Annotated in this window: 21 protein-coding genes and 1 pseudogene; 8 read left to right on the top strand and 14 right to left on the bottom strand. The window is 63.5% G+C overall.

All coding sequences use genetic code 11. The features are described 5' to 3' along the window. Positions 1 to 411 precede the first annotated feature (411 nt). The gene (locus tag FHR70_RS08390) at positions 412 to 846 is read left to right on the top strand and encodes a Ros/MucR family transcriptional regulator (protein WP_183449060.1); all 435 of its coding nucleotides are present in this window, start codon (positions 412 to 414) and stop codon (positions 844 to 846) included. A gap of 47 nt (positions 847 to 893) precedes the next feature. Here the strand turns inward: FHR70_RS08390 and ftrA are convergent, their stop codons facing one another. Next, entirely contained in the window at positions 894 to 1,889 is a 996-nt protein-coding gene (gene ftrA, locus FHR70_RS08385; protein WP_425487858.1) for a transcriptional regulator FtrA, read from the bottom strand. A 67-nt stretch (positions 1,890 to 1,956) separates the two neighbouring features. Between ftrA and FHR70_RS08380 the strand changes: the two genes are divergently transcribed. Continuing rightward, positions 1,957 to 2,391, top strand: coding sequence for a rhodanese-like domain-containing protein (locus tag FHR70_RS08380; RefSeq protein ID WP_183449056.1), 435 nt, complete (start codon positions 1,957 to 1,959; stop codon positions 2,389 to 2,391). 186 nt (positions 2,392 to 2,577) lie between these two features. Beyond that, the gene (locus FHR70_RS08375) at positions 2,578 to 3,546 is read left to right on the top strand and encodes a DUF6456 domain-containing protein (protein ID WP_246407954.1); all 969 of its coding nucleotides are present in this window, start codon (positions 2,578 to 2,580) and stop codon (positions 3,544 to 3,546) included. Here the strand turns inward: FHR70_RS08375 and FHR70_RS08370 are convergent. Together FHR70_RS08370 and FHR70_RS08365 are read right to left on the bottom strand one after the other, a co-directional pair. After that, positions 3,543 to 3,998, bottom strand: a complete 456-nt coding sequence (locus tag FHR70_RS08370; RefSeq protein ID WP_246407952.1) for a SufE family protein — start codon at positions 3,996 to 3,998, stop codon at positions 3,543 to 3,545. The two genes, FHR70_RS08375 and FHR70_RS08370, sit on opposite strands and share 4 nt — an antisense overlap. A 41-nt stretch (positions 3,999 to 4,039) precedes the next feature. Beyond that, positions 4,040 to 4,363, bottom strand: a complete 324-nt coding sequence (locus FHR70_RS08365) for a hypothetical protein (RefSeq protein WP_183449054.1) — start codon at positions 4,361 to 4,363, stop codon at positions 4,040 to 4,042. A 366-nt stretch (positions 4,364 to 4,729) separates the two neighbouring features. Here FHR70_RS08365 and FHR70_RS08360 point away from each other — a divergent pair, with 366 nt between their 5' ends. Both FHR70_RS08360 and FHR70_RS08355 read left to right on the top strand, forming a co-directional pair. Further along, positions 4,730 to 5,566, top strand: a complete 837-nt coding sequence (locus FHR70_RS08360; protein WP_183449052.1) for a peptidoglycan-binding domain-containing protein — start codon at positions 4,730 to 4,732, stop codon at positions 5,564 to 5,566. Further along, the gene (locus tag FHR70_RS08355) at positions 5,566 to 5,907 is read left to right on the top strand and encodes a DUF1491 family protein (RefSeq protein ID WP_183449050.1); all 342 of its coding nucleotides are present in this window, start codon (positions 5,566 to 5,568) and stop codon (positions 5,905 to 5,907) included. Before FHR70_RS08360 ends, FHR70_RS08355 begins: the two co-directional genes overlap by 1 nt. A gap of 20 nt (positions 5,908 to 5,927) precedes the next feature. On the opposite strand, the gene FHR70_RS08350 is transcribed toward FHR70_RS08355, so the two are convergent. Then, positions 5,928 to 6,512: a carboxymuconolactone decarboxylase family protein gene (locus tag FHR70_RS08350; protein WP_183449048.1), complete on the bottom strand. Its 585-nt coding sequence runs from the start codon at positions 6,510 to 6,512 to the stop codon at positions 5,928 to 5,930. A gap of 108 nt (positions 6,513 to 6,620) precedes the next feature. Continuing rightward, a complete protein-coding gene (locus tag FHR70_RS08345; protein ID WP_183449046.1) occupies positions 6,621 to 7,640 on the bottom strand; it encodes a DUF2336 domain-containing protein in 1,020 nt (339 codons plus the stop codon). Between the two features lie 251 nt (positions 7,641 to 7,891). Between FHR70_RS08345 and FHR70_RS08340 the strand changes: the two genes are divergently transcribed. Further along, positions 7,892 to 8,095 (top strand): hypothetical protein, encoded by a 204-nt coding sequence (locus FHR70_RS08340; protein ID WP_183449044.1) that lies wholly within the window; start codon positions 7,892 to 7,894, stop codon positions 8,093 to 8,095. Between the two features lie 41 nt (positions 8,096 to 8,136). Here the strand turns inward: FHR70_RS08340 and FHR70_RS08335 are convergent, their stop codons facing one another. From FHR70_RS08335 to FHR70_RS08320, 4 genes are read right to left on the bottom strand one after another with little or no spacing between them, the layout of a single operon-like run. After that, positions 8,137 to 8,634 carry a GNAT family N-acetyltransferase gene (locus FHR70_RS08335; RefSeq protein ID WP_183449042.1) on the bottom strand — a complete coding sequence of 166 codons (498 nt, stop codon included), beginning with the start codon at positions 8,632 to 8,634 and terminating at the stop codon, positions 8,137 to 8,139. 5 nt (positions 8,635 to 8,639) lie between these two features. Then, positions 8,640 to 9,203, bottom strand: coding sequence for a DUF1254 domain-containing protein (locus tag FHR70_RS08330; protein WP_183449040.1), 564 nt, complete (start codon positions 9,201 to 9,203; stop codon positions 8,640 to 8,642). Beyond that, positions 9,200 to 9,850 (bottom strand): DUF1214 domain-containing protein, encoded by a 651-nt coding sequence (locus FHR70_RS08325; protein WP_183449038.1) that lies wholly within the window; start codon positions 9,848 to 9,850, stop codon positions 9,200 to 9,202. The genes FHR70_RS08330 and FHR70_RS08325 overlap by 4 nt, the downstream gene beginning before the upstream one ends. A gap of 20 nt (positions 9,851 to 9,870) precedes the next feature. Next, positions 9,871 to 12,081, bottom strand: coding sequence for a PBP1A family penicillin-binding protein (locus tag FHR70_RS08320; protein ID WP_183449036.1), 2,211 nt, complete (start codon positions 12,079 to 12,081; stop codon positions 9,871 to 9,873). Between the two features lie 217 nt (positions 12,082 to 12,298). Between FHR70_RS08320 and FHR70_RS08315 the strand changes: the two genes are divergently transcribed. Beyond that, complete coding sequence (locus FHR70_RS08315; protein ID WP_183449034.1) at positions 12,299 to 12,793, top strand: YcgN family cysteine cluster protein; 495 nt, start codon at positions 12,299 to 12,301, stop codon at positions 12,791 to 12,793. A 436-nt stretch (positions 12,794 to 13,229) separates the two neighbouring features. On the opposite strand, the pseudogene FHR70_RS08310 reads toward FHR70_RS08315, so the two are convergent. Both FHR70_RS08310 and FHR70_RS08305 read right to left on the bottom strand, forming a co-directional pair. Next, positions 13,230 to 15,209, bottom strand: a pseudogene (locus FHR70_RS08310) (PAS domain S-box protein); the annotation flags it as partial. A 59-nt stretch (positions 15,210 to 15,268) separates the two neighbouring features. After that, positions 15,269 to 16,024, bottom strand: a complete 756-nt coding sequence (locus tag FHR70_RS08305) for a Crp/Fnr family transcriptional regulator (protein WP_183449030.1) — start codon at positions 16,022 to 16,024, stop codon at positions 15,269 to 15,271. 134 nt (positions 16,025 to 16,158) lie between these two features. On the opposite strand from FHR70_RS08305, the gene FHR70_RS08300 reads away from it, so the two are divergent. Then, a complete protein-coding gene (locus FHR70_RS08300; RefSeq protein ID WP_183449028.1) occupies positions 16,159 to 16,542 on the top strand; it encodes a response regulator in 384 nt (127 codons plus the stop codon). A 66-nt stretch (positions 16,543 to 16,608) separates the two neighbouring features. Here the strand turns inward: FHR70_RS08300 and FHR70_RS08295 are convergent, their stop codons facing one another. From FHR70_RS08295 to FHR70_RS08285, 3 genes are all read right to left on the bottom strand, one after another. Further along, a complete protein-coding gene (locus tag FHR70_RS08295; protein WP_183449026.1) occupies positions 16,609 to 17,697 on the bottom strand; it encodes an AI-2E family transporter in 1,089 nt (362 codons plus the stop codon). Positions 17,698 to 18,091: 394 nt separating this feature from the next. Then, positions 18,092 to 18,673, bottom strand: a complete 582-nt coding sequence (locus FHR70_RS08290; RefSeq protein ID WP_183449024.1) for a DUF2939 domain-containing protein — start codon at positions 18,671 to 18,673, stop codon at positions 18,092 to 18,094. Positions 18,674 to 18,811: 138 nt separating this feature from the next. After that, positions 18,812 to 19,900, bottom strand: coding sequence for a TRAP transporter substrate-binding protein (locus FHR70_RS08285; protein ID WP_183449022.1), 1,089 nt, complete (start codon positions 19,898 to 19,900; stop codon positions 18,812 to 18,814). Positions 19,901 to 19,959 lie beyond the last annotated feature (59 nt).

Raw genomic sequence — 19,959 nt, 5'->3', positions numbered from 1 at the left:
TGAGGGAGGTCTGGCGGGGATTATGCACAGACAACTCCGATTTCCCACCGGGGGTCCCAAGCGGGTAGGAGAGGCCACTGAATGTTCTATTCAAGTGCCTTTTTAGTTACTTCTTCGGTCCCAAAGGATGAAATTCATGTGATCGGCGACCTAACCTATGGGCACAGGCATTAACTTTTGTGCATGAGTTTATTGCACAGTGAAAGATGATACGAAGTTTTCCAAAGTTTTCCTTTTGAACATCTTGCATTGAGGCTGAATTTGCCATACTTGGACGAACAAGCACGATTTCTGTGCAAGTACGGTGCGGTTCTAGGAAGAAGCAAGCATTGCTTCAGACGAGAATGCTCAAAGATAGGTTGAAATGCTTTTTTGAGCCGTTCTAAAGAGCCGGAAAGGAAGAAAATCAAAATGAGCGACAACATCGCTGCTTCGAACTACATTGAGCTGGCTGCCGACATCGTTTCCGCCTATGTCAGCAATAATTCTGTTCCTTCATCCGATCTTCCGACTCTGATCAATGAGGTCCATACGGCTCTTCTTCGTGTCGGGGGCGGCACGGTGGAGGTTCCGGTCGAGGCACCCAAGCCCGCGATTCCGGTTAAGAAGTCCGTAACCCCGGATTACATCGTCTGCCTTGAAGACGGAAAGAAGTTCAAGTCGCTGAAGCGCCACCTGCGCACGCAGTACAACATGACCCCTGAGCAGTATCGCGAGAAGTGGGGCCTGCCCGTCGACTATCCGATGGTGGCTCCCAACTACGCCAAGGCTCGCTCCGAGCTCGCCAAGGAAATGGGCCTCGGCCAGCAGCGCCGGAAGCGCCGTTCTTCGCGCAGCTCCAGCTGAACCAAGCATTCATCCGTTGAGATCAGCCGCCCTCAGGGCGGCTTTTTTCATTCCGACGCTCCGGCATCTTGCGCGAAGCGGCCTCGATAGGCTGCGGGACTTGTGCCGAGCCGCGTCCGGAAATGATGGCGCAGCGTCGCCGCGGAGCCGAAGCCGGTTGCGCCGGCAATGTCCTCGACCGAGTTGCGGGTCGTCTCCAGCAATTCGCGGGCGCGGATCAGGCGCTCGCCGAGCAGCCATTCGCCGGGTGGCAGGCCCGTGGCGGCCTTGAAGCGCCGGAGAAAGGTTCGGGTGCTCATGCCGGCCTCAGCGGCCAGCATCTCGATCGATTGTTCTTCGCTGAGCCGTTGCCGCATCCGGTCGAAGAGAGGGGCGAATCTCGCACCCTCCCGTGCCGGTGGAACGGGACGTTCGATGAACTGCGCCTGCCCGCCCTCGCGATGCGGTGGCACCACAAGGCGGCGGGCGAGCCGGTTGGCGATCTCGGGGCCGAAATCATTGCGCACCACATGCAGGCAGAGATCGATCCCCGCAGCGCTGCCGGCGGATGTCAGCAGCCGGCCCTCATCCACATAGAGGACATCCGGCTCGACCTTGATCTCGGTATAAGCCTTCGAGAGTTGCTCCACGTAGTGCCAGTGGGTCGTCGCGCGGCGTCCCGAGAGAAGACCCGTGGCGGCAAGCACGAAAACACCGGAGCAGATCGACATCAGCCGCGCGCCACGCTCATGCGCCCGCCTCAGCGCTTCGACGACCGTCGGCGGGACCGGCTCGGCGGAGGCTCCGCGCCAACCCGGGATCACGATGGTGTCTGCCTGCTCCAAGAGTTCGAGGCCGCCATCGGCCATGATTTGGAAGCCGCCGATGGCCCGCAGAGGGCCGGGTTCGATGGCGCAGACGGCGAAGCGGTACCAGTCCGGCCCCATCTCCGGACGCGGCAGGCCGAAGATCTCGACGGCGATGCCGAATTCGAAGGTGCTCAGGCGGTCATAGGCGAGGGCGACGACGAGGCGGTTTGGCATGATGTTTACGTCTGTTGGCAGGAGCGCCACTTTCCACCATGCCGCCTGTGCGGAACTCTGGCCACGGCTTTTCCACAAGGAGGATTTCATGCCAGCCAGTTCCGTCGCGGCTATTCCGGCAGCCGCTCCTTCCATCGCCCGGGCACAGTTCGCCGCTCGACTCTCGCTGGAGACCGACTGCGCCGATGTGCACGACGCATTCGCGAGCGGCCAGGCCGACTTCGTGCTTCTCGACGTGCGCGGCCCCAGGGCTTATGCCCGCAGCCATGTGCCGGGCGCCCTCAATCTTCCGCACCGGGAGATCACGGCGGAACGCATGTCCGCCTGGCCCGAGTCGACGCTGTTCGTGGTCTATTGCGCCGGCCCGCATTGCAACGGCGCCGACAGGGGTGCGTTGCGCCTCGCAGAGCTCGGACGTCCGGTGAAGCTGATGCTCGGCGGCATGACGGGCTGGGCCGACGAGGGCTTTGCCTTCGCCGAAGGGGCTGAACCTGGATCGCTGGACGTCAGGCCGGCGGCGTAGACATCAAGCAATCCCCTGCTCGAAAGGCAAGGGATCATTGCGGCCTTTGTGCGGGCGGCCTCAGCGCTGTCCCAGTTATCCTCAGTCTTATCAACAGTTTTGAATCGCGTTGACAACTAGGAATATGGCCCCACTATCGAGCAAGGAAGGGACATCCCTTCCTTAGTTTATTTATGGGAACAAAACATGAACATTGAAGACGGCGATGCGGTTCATCAAAGTATTGCCGCAGCAGACTTTTCAGCAGTGAAGAAGGACGTCTCGAAGAGGCGTAAAGGGCATGCAATGACCAATGCCGTTCCGGCCGCAGGGCAAATGGCAGGCGATTCCCTGACCCGGGAGGCGAAGCGCATGCTTGGGGTGCTGGGCCAGCCGGAAACCTGGGCCCTCATCGACCCGACGGACCCGTCGAGCGTGCTTATCCACAGGCGCCGGGGCGGCGTCTCGGTTGGGGCAGGGCGCTTTGCGGCGGCAACGGCGGACGCCCTTGCACGCGCGGATCTCGCCTGTTGGCAGCAGGCGGAATCGGGCCGCCGGACTCTGCGGCTGACCTCAGCCGGCGAAGCCCATTGGCGCCGCATCTCCGCGCCTGAGGCGGACCTCGCCTTCCTGCATCAGCATCGCGAAACAGAGGTCACGACTGTCGAGACCACCACGGGCGCGGGGCGCATGCGCGTCGACACGGAGGAAAGCCCCCTCGACTGGCTGCGCCGCCGCCGGGACCGTAACGGCGCACCGATGATCGACGAAACGGCCTATCAGGCGGGAGAGCGGCTGCGCACCGACATCATGCTGGCAGGCCTCCTGCCGGGCGTGACGGCGCGGTGGGACGCCATGCCGAAGACCGGCGGCCCTGCCTCTCCGGGCGAGGCCACTGACCGGATGGTGGCGGCACGGCAGAGGCTCCGCCACGCCTTCGATGCCATCGGGGGCGACTTCAGCGACCTGCTTCTCGACCTCTGCGGCTTCCTCAAGGGACTGGAGCAGATCGAGCGCGAGCGACAATGGCCCGCGCGTTCGGCCAAGATCGTCGTGCGCCTCGCGCTGGCGCGCCTCGCGGAGCATTACGGCATCGAGTCGACGGCACGCGGGCCGGCCGCCTCGCGCGGCATCCGTGCATGGCAGGCGGTGGTGATCGAAGGCGGGCGGATCTAGGACGCAGCCAGCGCCATCTGCGCATCGCGGCGGATGCGTTCGACCATGGATCTGACGCCGTTCGAACGTTGCGGCGTCAGATGCTCGGACAGGCCGAGTTCCTTGAACAGGCCAAGCGCGTCCGTAGTGAGTGCATCGGACGCGGTCTTGCCGCTGTAGAGGGAGATGAGGAGCGCCACGAGGCCGCGCACGATGTGGGCATCGCTGTCGCCGAGCAGATGCAGGACCGGCTTGCCTCCGGAGGACTTTACGTCTGTCTGAAGCCAGACCTGGCTGGCGCAGCCCTGAACCTTGTTGAGGTCGCTATGCGCCTCGTCCGGCAGCGGCTCCATCAGCCGGCCGAGCTCGATGAGGTAGCGATAGCGCTCCTCCCACTCGTCGAGCAGCTCGAAGTTCGAAACGATTTCGTCGATGGTCGGCAGCATGGAAAACCTGTGATGTCTGCCGGTCATATAGCCATCCTGCCGCCATTTGGCGACGGGTGTGCCGGATTTTACGTGCGTGGTTTCGACGAGGCCGATGCGCGGTCCTCGGGCCGCAGGGTATCGGCGGGCTTCGAAGTATCCGTCAGGGGGAAACCCGACGACGCCATGATCTTGTCGACCACGGCCTGCTTGGCGCTGTCGGGCAGCGCCTTCCAGACGGTCTCCAGGTGGCCCGGGCCCTCTGCTGTGGGCGGTGGAGAAGCGGCAGCGGGCTCGCTGGCCTTCGGCATGAAGAACGCCTCGATGGCAGCGGTGCCTTCGCCTTTCTGGCGGACCGGCGAGTAATAGAAAATCGCGCCGACGATCAGGATGAAACGGAGAATGGACAACATGGGTGGTGACGCTATGGCCTGACGCGAACAATGATGCAGCATCATAACGGACCCGGCGTGGCCCGCGTAGGCGTGTCATGGGAAACCTGCAAACAGGATGAATGAAACCTTGCCGCTTTTCTTCTGCGCCAAGTCGTTGCGACTTCAATAGAAAACCTGGGCAATCCTCGCTGCCCCATAGTCTGCGGAAGGCGGAAGCGGTGCTGCTAGGGTTCCCATCGGTCAAACGGACGCGGCAATTAGGTTTCGTTTAAGCGCCCTCTGTCAGGCTCCGTTGCCAGAAGGACAGCAGGCGGATTCCCGCGGGCTTGTCCTTTCGGCTGCGTGGTCCAAAACGACCTCATCCTTCGAGAACGGAACGATCCCTTGCGTGAAGCTTTTGTCGATCAGCCCGATGACGATCTGGACCTTCCCGCCGTGGTGCGGCGCAAGGCGCCCGCACGACCGCCGCAGCGGCGTACCGCGAAGCCTCAGCGAAGGCCGGGCATGGCCGAGCAGGCTGCCGCTTTCGTGTTCGGCCATCCGCGGCAGATTCTCGCCGCCCTGTTCCTGACCGGGTGCGGAGGGGCGATTGCCTGGAATGCCCTGGCGCTGCAGAGCAGCCGCCATCCCGCGCCGCTCTTCAACACACGGGAAGTCGTGCTTGCGCCTGAGCCATCTCAGGAAATCGAGACCGAACGCCCCTTGCCCCCAGTGCGTCCCGGGGCTGAACCCGCCGAGCAACCGGTGACAGGACCAAACCCGCATGCGTTCGTTCCGCACGCAGCAGCACCGGAAGCAGGTGCCGCTGGCACGACGAAGCCCGTGGCGCGCAACCCGATCAGCGAGATGATCCGCAATGGCGGCCAGCCTCTGCCAGCCGCAGCACCTCCCGCGCGGGCGCAACAGCCTGCGCCCGCAGCGGCACCGCCTCCGGCACGCACTGCCGCGCGCGATCCGATCGCCGACATGATCCGCATGGGTGGGCCTGTGCCGGTGCCGCCGGGCAATGTGGGCCGGCCTGATCCCGGCGACACGGTTCTTGCAGGACAGCGCGCGCTTGCGCGGCTCGGCTACAGCGTGAAGGTGGACGGCCTGATGGGCTCCGGAACGCGGCAGGCCATCGAGCGCTTCGAGCAGGACAAGCGCCTGCCGGTGACGGGCGAGTTCAACGCGCGCACCTTGCGCGAATTGTCCAGCGCTTCCGGCATCGCGGTCCAGTAGTGGCGCGCCTCCGCTCGGATTTCTGGGTCTCCGCCTATCTCCGCCGCTGCGCGGTCGAAGGTCTAGACGCGGCCCTGCGCAAGCGCGGGTCGGCCGAGGCCGGGGCGATTTTCGTCAAGGTCGATCATCTCGACGGCACCGCAAGCCTGTACGGTCCTGCGCCGCAGCTCTTCCTCGACGACAGCGGCGAGCGGCTCTTCGCTCCCATCCTGCAGGGCGTGATGCCCCTCGACGTGGAAGAGCGGATGACCCGTGAGCTGCGCTTCGATCCCGACCTCTGGCTCGTCGAGGTCGACGACCGTCAGGGCCGCCATTTCCTCGATCTGGCGCCGGGTGACTAGTTTCGAAGACCGATGTGAATTTAGAGGGCTTTGCCGACAGTCATCTTCGACCGGAACTCCTCGTCCTCGTCGACGAAGGCCGCCTCGGTTCCGGCACCCGTGGCGTCGAAGAACCGGCTGACGAAGCAGCGGAAGGCAGCGCAGAGAGCGATGTCGCAGATCTGCTGGTCCGAGAAGCCGGCTGCCCGCAGCCGTTCGATGTCCGCTTCCGAGATATGCGATGCGTCCTTTGCGACCTTCTCCGCATAGGAGAGCATTTCGACATCCTTCTCCGGCAGGCCGGCCGATCGGAAGTCCTCCTGAACCGCAAGAACGGCTTCCTTCGATCCGAGATCTGCAATGAGCTGCCTGCTGTAAACCTGGGAGCAGTAGGTTGACGGGATGTGCTTTGCGGCAATGAGCGTGATCAGACGCCATTCACGCAGGCCAAGGGAAAATCCGGCCCGGATCTTGTCCGAAAAGTCCGTGTAGACCGGCAGCAGGTCTGGGCGGGTGGTGAAGCACTTTGCTGCGTCCATCACGAAGCCGAGCTGCTCTCTCTGCCGCTCGTAGATTTCCGCGACCCGGCCCGTTGCCTGGTCTTCCTCGATTGTCTCCAGGAACATCCGACCCTCCGGTTCATCCGACGAACGAGACATCCTATCAGAAACTCGAACCGGGGAGCATCCTCCCCCAGACGGAGGCAGTGACCTAGCAGCCGATGGAGCGGCGGGCTATTCCCCGTGCTCTTGCGACAGCGCCTTCACGCCCAGGATCGCCTCGACGAGCGCAAGAGCCACTGGGCCGGGAACGTCCCGCACTTCGCGCACCAAGTCCCTGATGACGGAGAGCGGATAGGACAGGGCAGGGTGCAAGGAGAGGAACACGCTCGTGGCATTGCGCCAGTCCAGCCCGAGCGCCTTCAAGGCGAGCGCGAGCAGGCGATGGCGACCGAGTTCGAGCACCCGCCACTCCGTCGAAGCTGGAAAGCCAAGGAGCATGGAGAGAAGAGCCTCCAGCCGTTCCGCATCCCCCCTGCGGCTGATCGCCAGGAGTTCTGCGACATCCTCCTCTGTCATGGCACATGACAGCGATATGCGCCGCCGGGCCAGCATGGCGGCGACACGTTCGCGGATCGCAGCGCGTCGCGTGGCATCGGCCGCGAGGTAAAGCGGTGCCTCGTCGGCAATGGAGAGATCGTCGCGCTCAAGGAGGATGCGGGCGAGAGGAGGCCGGCAGCGTGCGCGCTGCACCAACAGTTTGAACGATGCCGTGCCGGGCACGACGGCGGGATTGGCCGCAAGAGCCTCCGCGACAGCCTCCTCGCCGAGAAGCAGCAACCTTCGGATCGTTGCATCATCGAGGTCGGGTCGGGCTGCAAGCCGCAGACGCCCGGAAGCGGTTGCGAGCTGCCGGCGGTTCGCCGCTGCAGGCAGATGCGCGGCGTGCTGGAGTACGATGGCCCGTGCCTCGGGCGAGTGCTGAGCGAGATAGTCGAGAATCGATGCCGGCACATCGGCGCAGGGCGCGAGGATGCGGGCGAGGGCCAGGAGAGTGGTGGAGTCCGCGCGCGGCAGGGAACCCAGCATGAGCGTCTCAAACGTTTCGATGCTATCCCGGTCTCGCGCGGGCGCGGCTGCAAACATCTCTGCGTTCACTTTCAGGAGAGCGGCGCGCATGTCCGGCGTTGCATTCTCGGAGGATCCGAAACCCGACAGGCCCGACCACAAATCCGGGTTCGAAGAGGACGCCATATGCAACTCGCTTCAACGCAATGATGCGGAGGCTATGGGGCGTATGTTAGCGCATCTTTAACGGGCATCCGCTGCGCGGAATATGAGCGATCCCGGCCGGAACATAAGCGCAGCCGTGACTGTTGTTTTCATGTCAGGCCGGGCCTTTTTCGTCATGGCAGAGACCGGCGGAAACCATCTGTTAACCATGAGGCTCTTTTTGTGAGTCAGTCGTCGAGGCAGCCAGTGGCACCATAGCAGAGGAGGGCACAATGCAAGACGTCTGGACGAGATCGCCAGGAGTGGTGATCGCATTCCCGGATATTACGGAACGACCTCAGCGTCCGCATCTGTCCGCCAACGAACCCAGGGGCGAGATCCTGCTCTTCACCGGCGTTCGCTACGAGAGACCGGCTCCCAATCCTGGCCCCTCCCGTCCTGTTGCATCCAGCGGCCGCGGCCGCCGCCGTTCCTGATCGATTTTTTTCATTGCTGAAATGGCGCCGTTAGGCGTCGTTCAAAGGCTGGCGACGTCGCGCACCATCAGCGCTGCATCCGGTCCATAGCTCGCGAGCTTTGGCCCTAAGTCCGGAACTGCGATCACGCGAAAGCCTGCCTTCTCCCAGAAGACTTGCGACTTGTTGACGGCGACCAGCGACAGGTTGTCGAACCCTGCCTCGCGCGCATGGGACACCAGCCGGTCCGTGATCTGCGCAGCATAGCCCTTTCCACGCGCCGTGGGCAGCAGGGCAACGTCGTGGACGTAATAGGTTGTGGCTGGGGATGGAATCGCGCCTAGAAGCCTGTTCAGAGGCGGCGGCTCCGCGAAGCGCCAGGGATGGGTAAGCGCATAGCCGATGGCGCGTCCATCGTCGATCAGCATGAAGCAGCCCTGCGGATAGAGCTGTTGCCGCTCGGCCAGAACCTCGGGATCTTCCGGGTGGCTGGCATGGATCGCGTCCGCCAGAACCTGAACTTGGCCTAGATCCTCCGAGGTCATGGGCCTCCAGGGCATGCTGCTCAAGCGTCCTGCTCGGCCGTGCAGGAGACCGCTTTCGCCATCTCCTCCGCCTGAGGGCGCAGGCTCGGGGCAGGCGCGACGACGCGCACAATGACGAAGCCCTGCAACTCGGGCGCAACGATCCGCACGTCGCGGGAGGGATCATTCTCGTCCTCGGCGGCCCGGGCCTCGTCGAGCTGGCGCCCGGTCATGGCGACGATCTCGAGTTCGCCGCGCACGGCGGCGCGATCCGTCACGGCAAAGAACACGCCGCCTGTCTCCTTGTGGAACGAGAAGGAGAGAGGAAGTGAGCCCGTGCGGGTCGAGACTCGCATCGGTCCGTTGCGCAGGTCGAAAGCGCAGGTGGCCACCGCCGTCGCGGGATCGGGGTTGGGCAGCCACGTGTTCTCCCCGCCGGGAGCGCTGATGATCTGAGCCTTCTCGGCGGTCAGGGTCGCCTGGACCTTGGAGAACGCATCCTGATCGGCGAGATAGGGGCTCGCCAGGATGGCCGCGATATGGATCCCCACGGCGATCACGAGACCGCAAAGGGTGGCGATGACGAAACGGCCGAACCCCCTCATGCGCCGCACTCCAGCCGCTGGATGACAGGCATGTCGGTTTCCTCGAGATTGGCTCCTGCCGCGCCTGGAGGGTCGTAGAGGCGCAGCGCCACCGTGAAGGGGCCTTCAGCGGGAAGCTGGAGCCAGTTGCCCGGCTGCACGGTTCGGGACAGGACGATGGAGAACCGGTCCTGCGTGTCGCGAAGCACTTCCGCCGACGTGAAGCTCCTGCGTCCGAGCTCCGTGGCCGGCAGGCGGCCAGCCTGGTCATACAGGGTGAGGGTCCAGACGCGGGCAATCGGCGCGACTGGGCCGATGCTGTAGGAGCAGGCCGAGTCGAGGGGCTTGCCTTCACTGTCGGTGCTGGCCCTGAATCCCATCCCTTCGCCCGTGGCGAGGGGAACGTCGCCCCGGCGTGCGATGATGGCGCGCATGTAGGGATCGGCCTCGGGAGCGCCCAAGAGCGGCCAGGCCTGCCACGGGCCAAGCCTGAGGCTGCCGAATGGTGGATTGCCGTTGATGGCCCAGTAGGCCGAGCTCAGGCCGAGCCCCAGCGCCAGAAGCAGCGTGTAGACGACGAGGAGGGCCGTCGGAACCCGGCGGATGGACACGGACAGGGATGGCCTCGATGGCGCGCGCATAGGGCTGGCCGCAGGGGCGTTCGTCAAGAGAGTCTCACTCTGCATGATCAGGGCATGGCGACTTGGCGGCGACCTTCCGCAGCAGCCGAGCTGGGTGCCGCGTCAGGAGCCTTACCGGTCGTAATGGAGCGGTCGACCGATTGGAAGAGGCTGCCGATGCCGCCGAGCACCTCATAGGACTTGCGGGAAAGGGTGCCTGCCAGGAAGGTCTGCGCCGGGGTCGGCGCCTGATCCGCCGCCGGACCCTTGGCCGAGGCCACGCGTGAGGCATTGGCCGGGCTCGCACCGGGGATCGGACGGATCTCCAGGTTCTGGTGGGCAACGGTCATCACGTCATGCCAAGTCATCGCGGGAAGAGTGCCGCCGGTCATGTTGTTCATGGGGCTCGAATCGTCATTGCCGTACCAGACGCTGGCGACGAGGTTGCCGGTGTAGCCGACGAACCATGCATCCTTGTAGCCGTTGGTCGTTCCCGTTTTGCCGGCGACCGGGATGCCTTCGAGCGCGGCACGCTTGCCCGTGCCTTCCTCGACCACCTTGTTGAGCATGAAGTTCATGTCCTGCACGACGCGGGTGTCGAGTACCTGCTTGGGCGGGGTGTCCCGGTCATGGCGGTAAATGACCTCGCCCGAGGAGTTGCGAACCTCCCAGGCGGCATAGGGATCGGCGCGCTTGCCGCCATTGGCGAAGACCGCATAGGAGGCCGCCATGTCGATGGGCGTCACCTCGGCGGCGCCGATGGGGAGCGAGCTCGAATCCGTGAGCGGGTGGGTGAGGCCCATGCGCTTGGCCGTATCGACGATGACGGCGCGGCCGGCCTTGGCATTGCCCTTGCCGATCTCCACCGACATGATCACCGGAATCGAGTTGATGGAACGCGCCAGGGCGGACACGAGCGGCATGGAGCCCGAGAAGGAGCGGCCGTAGTTCTGCGGGCACCAGTTGCCGAGGCAGACGGGCCTGTCCACCACGGTCGAGCTCGGCCGCAGCTTCGGATTGGTGGTCAGCGCTGCCGCATAGACGAAAGGCTTGAACGAGGAGCCCGGCTGGCGCAGGCCTCCGGTGGCACGGTTGAACTGGCTCTGGCCGTAATCGCGCCCGCCGACGATGGTTCTCACGGCCCCGTCCACGTCCATGACGACGAGGGCGCCCTGGCCGGCCTTGTACTGGCGCCCGTGCTGGCGGAGCAGGTTCTCGAGGGTCTGCTCCGAATGGCGCTGGAGGGCCGTGTCGAGGGGCGTCTTTACGACCAGGACACGCTCGTTGCCGAACTTCTTCTGCGAAGCGAGAAGTTTCACCTGCTCAAAGGCCCAGTCGAGATAGAAATCGGGTGTCGTCTCGCGCTCGCGGCTGATCGGGGTGGCGGGATTGCGTCGGGCGATCTGGATCTGGCCCTCGGTGAGGAAGCCGGCCTCGACCATGTTGCGCAGCACCTCGTTGGCGCGAGCGCGGGCAGCCGGCAGGTTGATGTGCGGCGCGTACTTCGTCGGCGCCTTGAACAGACCGGCCAGCATGGCGGATTCCGCCAGGGTCAGGTCTTTGGCCGGCTTGCCGAAGTAATAGTCCGCCGCCGCCACGGCGCCATGGGCGCCGCCGCCCATATAGGCGCGGTCGAGATAGAGCTTGAGGATCTCGTCCTTGGTCAGGTGGAACTCGAGCCAGAGCGCCAGGAAGGCTTCCTTGATCTTGCGTTCGAGCGAACGTTCGTTCGTCAGGAAGAGGTTCTTCGCCAGCTGCTGGGTGATGGAGGAGCCGCCCTGGACCACGCCGCCGCCCTGGGCATTGACCAGGAGAGCGCGGAAGGTGCCGATGGGGTCGATACCCCAGTGGTCGTAGAAGCGCCGATCCTCGGTCGCCAGCGCCGCCTTGATCAGGTGATCCGGAAAATCCTCAAGCTTGTAGGAATCGTCGAGGTGCAGGCCGCGGCGTCCGACCTCCTGGCCGTAGCGGTCGAGGAAGGTAACGGCGAGGTCCTGGGTCTTGAGCCAGTCGTCCTCGGTCTCCCGGAAGGCCGGAAGGGCGAGCGCCAGCATGACCACGGCGCCGGCGGCGCCGAGGGTGGTCGCCTCGCTCGTCAGATCGAGGAGAACACGGGGAGCGCCGCGGAACCGCAGGCCCTTCATCTTTTCCGAATACCATTCCCAGGCGCTTCCGAGGCCAGCGCGGCCCTGGAACAGGGCCGAGTTGAGCCAGGCGTCGAAAGCGAGCGCGGCACGCTTGATCCGTGTCGTGAAAGGGATGGGGGGCTGCTGACTCACGGCGGTCCTTCGGGCAGGTCAGGCGGTCTGACCTGAGGGATATTATGATCGTTCGGTGTCCTAGCGGCAACGCTGAAGCGCGGCGAGGCTGATATATATAACTCCGAACCTTGTTTGTAGGTTCACGGAGATTTACCTCTTTGGGGCTAAAAGGCTGCGACACGTGCGGTTTAGCACCGTCCTTCAAACCGCCTCAAAGAGACGTCAAAGCGCCCACATGCCAAATGCCGCACCCCTGATCCGCCCCGAGCCGGAGGAGCAACCCTTCTGGCGGGCAAAGCCCCTCGAAGCCATGAGCCCCGAGGAGTGGGAGAGCCTGTGCGACGGCTGCGGCCGCTGCTGTCTCGTCAAACTGGAGGACGAGGACACGGCCGAGGTGATGTACACCAATGTGGGCTGCACCCTTCTCGACGATCAGTCCTGCCGCTGCCGCGACTATCCGAACCGCCAGGCCAAGGTGGCCGATTGCGTGCGCCTGACCCCGCAGGCGGTCCGAAGCCTTTCCTGGCTGCCCCAGACCTGCGCCTATCGTCTGCTGGCGGAGGGGCAGGATCTCTATTGGTGGCACCCGCTCGTCTCCGGCGATCCGAAGACGGTCCATGCGGCCGGTATCTCCGTGCGCGACCGGGTCGCCGGACCCGAGGAGAACTTCACCATCGCCGAACTCCTGGAGCGCATCACCGATTGGCCGATGGAGCATCCCGGGGATTGAGTCAGGGAGCGTCCGAGCGTGTAGTCCGGGGCCGCCCCTCCAGGATGATGTCCGGGGTGGCGGGCAGGCTGATGGTGCAGCGGACACCATCAGGCCCGAACGTCAACATGGCCTCCCCATCGAGGTCGTAGGCCAAAGTCCGCTCGATCAGCTCCGTGCCGAAGCCGCGCCGCCGGGGCTCCTGACCCGAGAGAGGCGCGCCCCTTTCGACCCAGCGGATGACCAGACGGTCGCCATCCTCGATGCCCTCGAACGCCCACGCGACCCGGATGCGACCCTGCTTGGTCGACAGAGCGCCGTATTTGACGGCGTTGGTCGTGAGTTCGTGAAAGGTGAGGGCCAGAGTCTCGGCCGCCTTCGGCTGGAGGCGCAGCTGAGGACCGGCAATGCTCTCAACTTGCTCGTCTTCCCGAGCCCCGACGACCAGCAGGGCTTCGGCGACCAGCAGTTCCAGATCGAGGCCCGCGCCAGGGCTGCGGGTTACGGCCGATTGCACCCGCGCGAAGGCATCGATGCGCCCGTCCAGATGCATGGCGAAATCTTCCACGCTCTCGCTCGTTGCTGCCGTACGGCGGGAAATGGAGCGGATGACCGAAAGCGTGTTCCGCACCCGGTGCTGCAGTTCGGCGAGCAGCAGGTGCTGATGCTCCTCCGCCTGTCTGCGCGCCGTGATGTCGGCGGCAATTCCGCCGAGCCGCTGAACAAGCCCGTTCTCATCGAAAAAGGGAAAATCCGTGTCCTCGATCCAGCGCACCTCGCCGCTGGACGGGCGGACAACACGGAAGGAATGAGTGACCCGCTCGCCGGCGCAGACCCGCTTCAGAGCCTTGAGGGCGTGCTTCCGGTCCTCGTGGTGGATCAGCTTCGCCCATTTCTCGATGCTGTTGCCATCGAGCATGGCCTCCCGGCTGATCCCGTAGTGGGTCTCGAAGGCAGGGCTGACATAGTCGAAGGCCAGCGTCTCGGCGTTTCTGATCCAGAGCACGTCCGACGCGTTCTCTCCGAATTGCCGGAAACGCTCCTCGCTCTCGCGCAGGGCTACTTCGATCCGCTTGCGTTTGGTGATGTTGGTGAAGAGCACCGCCACCCTGCGGCTTCCCGGGCCACCGAGGCGAAAGATGTTCAGGTCGAAGATGCGCCCGAGCGTCAGCTCCCCCTCCTCGATGCGTACCGGCTCGCCCGTTTCCGCCACCTGGCCGTACACCTCCGCCCAGCGCGGGTTGGGCTCGCCCAGGATGTCCGTGGCCGTGCGACCGACCGGATAGGGCATCCCGGTATGTTCCATGAAGGCGGGGTTCACCTCCAGGAAGAGGAAGTCGCTCCATCGCCCTTCTTCGTCGCGCATGACCTCGACGACGGCATACGCCTCGTCCATGGATTCGAAGAGCGCACGGTAGCGCTCTTCGCTCTTCCGAAGAGCCTCTTGGGTTTCTCGGCGTGCCGTGACATCCTTGGCCGCGCCGAGCCACTCGGCAATCTCGCCGTTCTGGTCGAGGATCGGCACTGCCCGCGACGAAACCCACGCGATGGCTCCATCGCTGCGCCGCACGCGGTGCTCCAGTTCGAAGAGCTGTTTGTTGTGAATGGCTTCGTTGATCGCTGCCTGCACCATGGGGTGATCGTCTGGCCGGATATACTGCTCCATCCAGCTCCCGCTTGGCTGGTCCATGTTGCGCAGAAATCCGCGCCCGTCGAGTTCGTGCATCTGGGTCCAGTCCGGGCTCATTCGATAGACCACATCCGAGCTGGCGTTCACGAAAGCGCGGAAACGCTCTTCGCTCTTGAGCAGAGCCGTTGTGCGCTCCTCGACCCGATGCTCAAGTTCCGCCTGTCCTATCCGGGCCTCATTGAGCGCTTCCGTCGTCTGAAAGCCGGCGGAGGCAAAGCCGCTCAGGCTTTTGAGCAGCCTCACATCCTCCTGGTCGAATTTGAGAGCCTGACTGTGCGCATTGATCCACAGTGTTCCGACGGGTTTGCCGCCGGCATGGAACGGAACGAGAAGGGTCTCGTGGATCAGAGGATCGATCTCGGCGGCCGGGAAAAAGCGTTCAGGGTGCTCGAACAGCAGCATGGCGTTGCGGTCGATCACCACGCCGCAGGGACTGGCATCGAAGGGAATGGTGCCGCCCTTGAAGTGTCCCCATCGGCCTGACAGCGCAACCCAGCGGAACTGCTTGGCGTCGCCATCCTCCTGGAGGCTGATGCCGGCCGAGTCGCCGATCTCGAGCTCGACGAGCGTGTCCGTGAGCTTCTGGAGCAGGTTGTCGGGACGCTCGGCGAGTTCCTGTGCGAGGGCAGCGAGAGCCTCTGCCTCTTTCCGATAGTCGGGTGTCCGCGAGGGGCGGTTCGCCAGCTCGTCTGTGATCAAGACATCGTCGAGCTCTTTTGCCGGGTTATCGCGAGAGGCGCTGGTCATATCCGCATCCGAAACTCCTGCGCGACAACGCACAGGCACAGGGAGTGATCATGCGCCGATCAGGGTTCGTTGGCATCGTACGCTTGCCCGGCATGATCGAGATGGAGGTAGTTGGCATTGAACAGGGCGACGTCCTGCAGCGCTTCGAGATCAGGGATCGTGACCGTCTTGCCCTTCCAGACGATCAGGCCTCGTTCGCGCATCTCCTGGATCGTGCGGTTGACGTGAACCGTAGACATCCCGGTGGCGTCCGCCAGTTGCTCCTGCGTCACCGGCAGCTCGAAGCTTGGACAGCTCGCTTGGCTGTTCGTCATGCCGACGCTTCGCAGGCGCAGGAAGAGTTCGCAGAACAGATGGGCCACGCGCTCGATGGCCTCCCGCTGGCCTAAATTCGTGACCCATTCCCGTGCAATCGCCTCCTCGACCAGCGAGTTCCACCAGAAGGCACGACTCAGGCGCGCCGAACCGTGTGTGATCTCGAGGATGGTATCTGTCGGGATCTCGGCGACGGAGAGCGGCGTGATCGCTCCAACCGAATGATCCATCCGCGTGAGGATGAACATGTGGACGTCGCACAGGTCGCCCGGAATCAGGAGGGCTGTGATCTGCCGCCGGCCATCCTCGAGCACCTTGTAGCGGCAGGCCCAGCCGTCCAGGATCAGGTTGATGTGCCGAGGCTTGTCGCCTTCACGGAAAATGTCCTCACGGGAGCCGAGCCGACGCACCTTGAGGGAAGCGGCCTGCTCCAGGATCCGCTTGTCGTCCGATGACAGCCGGGTGAACTGTTCCAGCTTGCGGATCAGGTGGAAGGCCATCAGTGCTGCCTCTCTCAGGCCGGTCTTATACCCACGCTTGGAACGACCTTCGTTAACCTGTGTTATCCCTTGTTCAATCGGTCGCGCGTATTCCTTGTTCCGCTCGCCGTTGCAAAGCGGTGCGGAGGACCATCATGGCAGGCTCATCAGCAGGATCGCTTTCCCGATGCCGCGTGCTGGTGGTGGAGGACGAATTCTATATCGCCGACGATATGGCCGCAGCGCTCGAGAAACTGGGAGCCGAAGTGGTGGGGCCTGTGCCGACGCAGGAGAAGGCCCTGGCACTGATCGCCTCGGCGGAGCCGATTCACGCGGCCATTCTCGACTTCTACCTGAAGGGTGAGACCGTCTATCCAGTGGCCGACGCCTTGGCGGAACGTGGTATCCCGTTCGTGTTCGCGACTGGCTATGACCGCGCTACGGTTCTGCCCGAATACCAAGCCGTGCAGCGCTGGGAGAAGCCGTTCAATCCCCATGATCTCGCTCAAGCTCTGCCTGTCTTGATGCGAAACCAGTAACGAGCTCATTTCCTGCTAAAGCATCGGACCCAGAAGCGGATTCTGTTTTTGGGTCCGCAAGATGCTCTAGGACACAGTGCTCTGTGGGCTGTCTTCCTTGCCCCGATCCTCGCCGGGAACTTCCGTCTGCTCGCCGAGCGTCTCTCGGACGTAGAGCTTCTTCACAAGCACGTAGGTGACGATGGCGAGGGGGAAGCCGAAGATCAGGCCGAGCGTGCCGAACAGGATGCTGCCGACCAGGATGGCAAACAGCGCCATGGCGGGCGGGACACTGATCATGCTGCGCGCCACGAGAGGCTGGATGACGTTGCCCTCGATCTGCTGAATCACCAGGACGGCCCCCATCGTCCAAAGCGCGGCTTCCCCGCTCACGCTGAAGGCTATCAGAATTGCCGGCAGGGCTCCCAGGATCGGGCCCAAGAATGGGATGAAATCCATAATGCCGGCGATAAGACCGAGGCCAATGGGTGAGGGTAGGCCGATAAGCCAATAGGCCGACGTCGAGAGGATGGCCACACAGGCCATCGCGATCAGCTGCGAGGTCAGCCACAGCCGCAGGACCTGACCGGACGCGTCGAGGGAGGACTCGACCCGTTCATGCTGCTTCTTGGGGAAAAGCTTGACGAGGCCGCGGGTGTAGAGCTTCGGATCCGCCGCGATATAGACGCCCGCGATCACCACCAGAAGGAAATTGGCGAGCCCGTCCAGAATGGTTCCGCCGATCCCGGCCAATCGCGCAGCCAATCCACCGTTCGAAGCATTGGATATCATCTCCGAAATGTCGTCGCTGACGGGTCCGATGCCGAGATTTTTGGAGAAGTTGTCGACAGCGGATGGCAGGCGCTCGACGACGTTCGAGAACTGCGCCCGGACCTGCGTTCCAAATATTGCGCCGAGGCCAATGAAAGCCACAAGAATGAGCAGACCGGCCACCATCAGGCCCCACCGGTCGGGCACCTTCAGATAGCGAACCAGACCGTCGGCGGCGGCATGGAGGATGATGGCCACGAGAACAGCGCCGAAGGCCAGGAGAAGAACGTCCGACAGCTTCCAAAGCAGAAGGGCGAGCACAAGCAGGCCGAGCCCGATAAGGAACTTGCGGATGAATTCCGCGTCTCTCATGACCCCGAGTCGGGAACGGTCCTGGTCATCCATCGTTTACGCCCTCTCCACTTGCGCATTGACAATGGAAACGGCGAAGCTCGGTTCCGCAGGGTGATCTGGCGGTATTTCCAAACAATCTTGATCCGGGAATCCATAGCTGGAGCGTATATTCAGAAATAGCCCCCACGAATGGTGGAACGTTCCGAGATGAACTCTGTTGTTCTGCCATGGAGGGAAGTCAAATGACATCGAATGTCATCTGCTTTATTCTCGGAACGGTGTTTCCGCTTGCGACAGTAGGCTGGTTATTCGTCCATTAAATGGAGAGCAGCCGCTTTTCCTGTCTGAACGATGGGTGTCCCCATATTCCAATCGATGTGCATGCAAAACCCGCCTGAAAGGTTCAGGCGGGTTTTGCATGCTGCGGCGGGATTGGCTTACGCTTTTACTTCGAAGCCGCGGATGCGCGCTTGGTCAACTCCTCCCGAAGCGCGGAGGGGAGGTCGATCCCTGTGAGGCGCCAGGTTGTCCCGCTCAGGCGAAGGGTGACCTTGAATTGCTGGTCTTTCGGCTCGTCCGGCGTGAGCGGGATGGTGATGGCCCTGAAGCCCTGCGCTTCAGACAGGATGAAGATCCGCCATACGTTCTGGAGGGAGCCGGGATTGAGGCTGATTGCGGGCCCGCCCGCGCCCTCCCGCTGGATCTGCTGCAGCTGCCCGTCTTCGAGCAGATCGATCACGGCCTGCGGCGTGACGAGCTCCTCCAGGACCGGGTTGAGAGTGGTTGCTCCGGCTTGCGCCACAAGCTGCCGGTCGCGTTCGCTAATGTCCTGGGTCTTCAGGTACTCTCCGAGGATCTGGCGGGCGAGAGAGGCGCGCAGGGCATTGAAGTTGACCCGTTCGGTAATGCGCGCAACGTCTTTGGCCTGGACGGCCTTGGAGAGATCGTAGAGCGCGACGAAGGGCGAGACCACGAAGATGGCCCAGGCCAGAAGAAGCATGAAGCTGATGCGAAAGGTCCAGCGCATCGTCTCTCGACGGTCAGAGAATAGAAGATCGTCAGTCTAGGGCTGACGACCGGTGAGCCGCTTCACGTAGGAAGGCTTCCGGCAATAAAAAAGGGCGACCCTGCGATCGCCCTTTCTTGAGATCGGCTCAACTGGCGATCAGCCGCGGGCGCGGGCCCGGATCATGAAGGTGTCGAAGGCGTATTCGGCCACTTGGAACCAGAGGTATTCCTCGTTGCGGAAGCCGCGGACGCTTTCATACACCTTCTTGAAGTCGGCATTCTTGGCCGAGACCTCGTCATAGACCTCGTTGGCGGCCTTGTAGGCGGCTTCGAGGATCTCCTGCGAGAACGGACGAAGCTGGGTGCCGGCGCCGAGCAGGCGACGCAGGGCCGCCGGGTTGCGGGCGTCGTACTTGGCCAGCATGTCGTTGTTGGCGTAGCTCGAAGCCGTGGTCAGGATGGCCTGATATGCCTTGGGCAATTCTTTCCATTTTGCCTGATTGACGAACAGGTGGATCGACGGGCCGCCTTCCCAGAAGCCGGGATAGTAGTAGTACGGCGCGACTTTCGAGAAGCCGAGCTTCTCGTCGTCATAGGGTCCGACCCACTCGGCGGCGTCGATGGTGCCGCGCTCGAGCGACGGATAGATGTCGCCGCCGGGGATCTGCTGCGGCACCACACCGAGCTTCGCCATCACCTGACCGGCGAGGCCGGCGATGCGCATCTTCAGGCCTTGGAGGTCCTGAACGGTCTTGATCTCCTTGCGGAACCAGCCGCCCATCTGCACGCCGGTATTGCCCGCGGGCATGCCGTACATGTTGTGCTTGGCGTAGAACTCGTTCAGCAGGTCGTTGCCGCCGCCGTGGTAGAGCCAGGCGTTCTGCTGGCGGGCGTTGAGGCCGAAGGGCAGGGCGGTGCCGATGGCGAAAGTCGGGTCCTTGCCGAAGTAGTAGTAGGAGCAGGTGTGGCCGAGCTCCACAGTGCCGCCGCCGACCGCGTCGGCGATCTGGGGCGTGCCGACGATTTCACCGGCCGCGAAGGGCTGGATCTGGAACTTGCCGTCCGTCGCCTCGGAGACGAACTTCGCGATCACTTCGGCCGCGCCGTAGATGGTGTCGAGGGACTTCGGGAAGCCCGACTGCAGGCGCCACTTCACTTCCGGCATCGACTGGGCGATCGCCGGAGCGGCCACCGCGGTCGAGGCGGCGCCGACCGTCGCGGCCTGCAAAAACTGACGACGTTTCATAACATTCTTCCTCTCTGGATCGTGACTTAGGTCACTTGCGCCCTATTGACACTAAATCC

Origin of the sequence: Microvirga lupini (genome assembly GCF_014191055.1) — a bacterium.
GTDB classification, from domain to species: domain Bacteria; phylum Pseudomonadota; class Alphaproteobacteria; order Rhizobiales; family Beijerinckiaceae; genus Microvirga; species Microvirga lupini_A.
The sequence above is the reverse complement of the archived record's forward strand: the minus strand, read 5'-3'. Positions and strand labels throughout refer to the sequence as shown.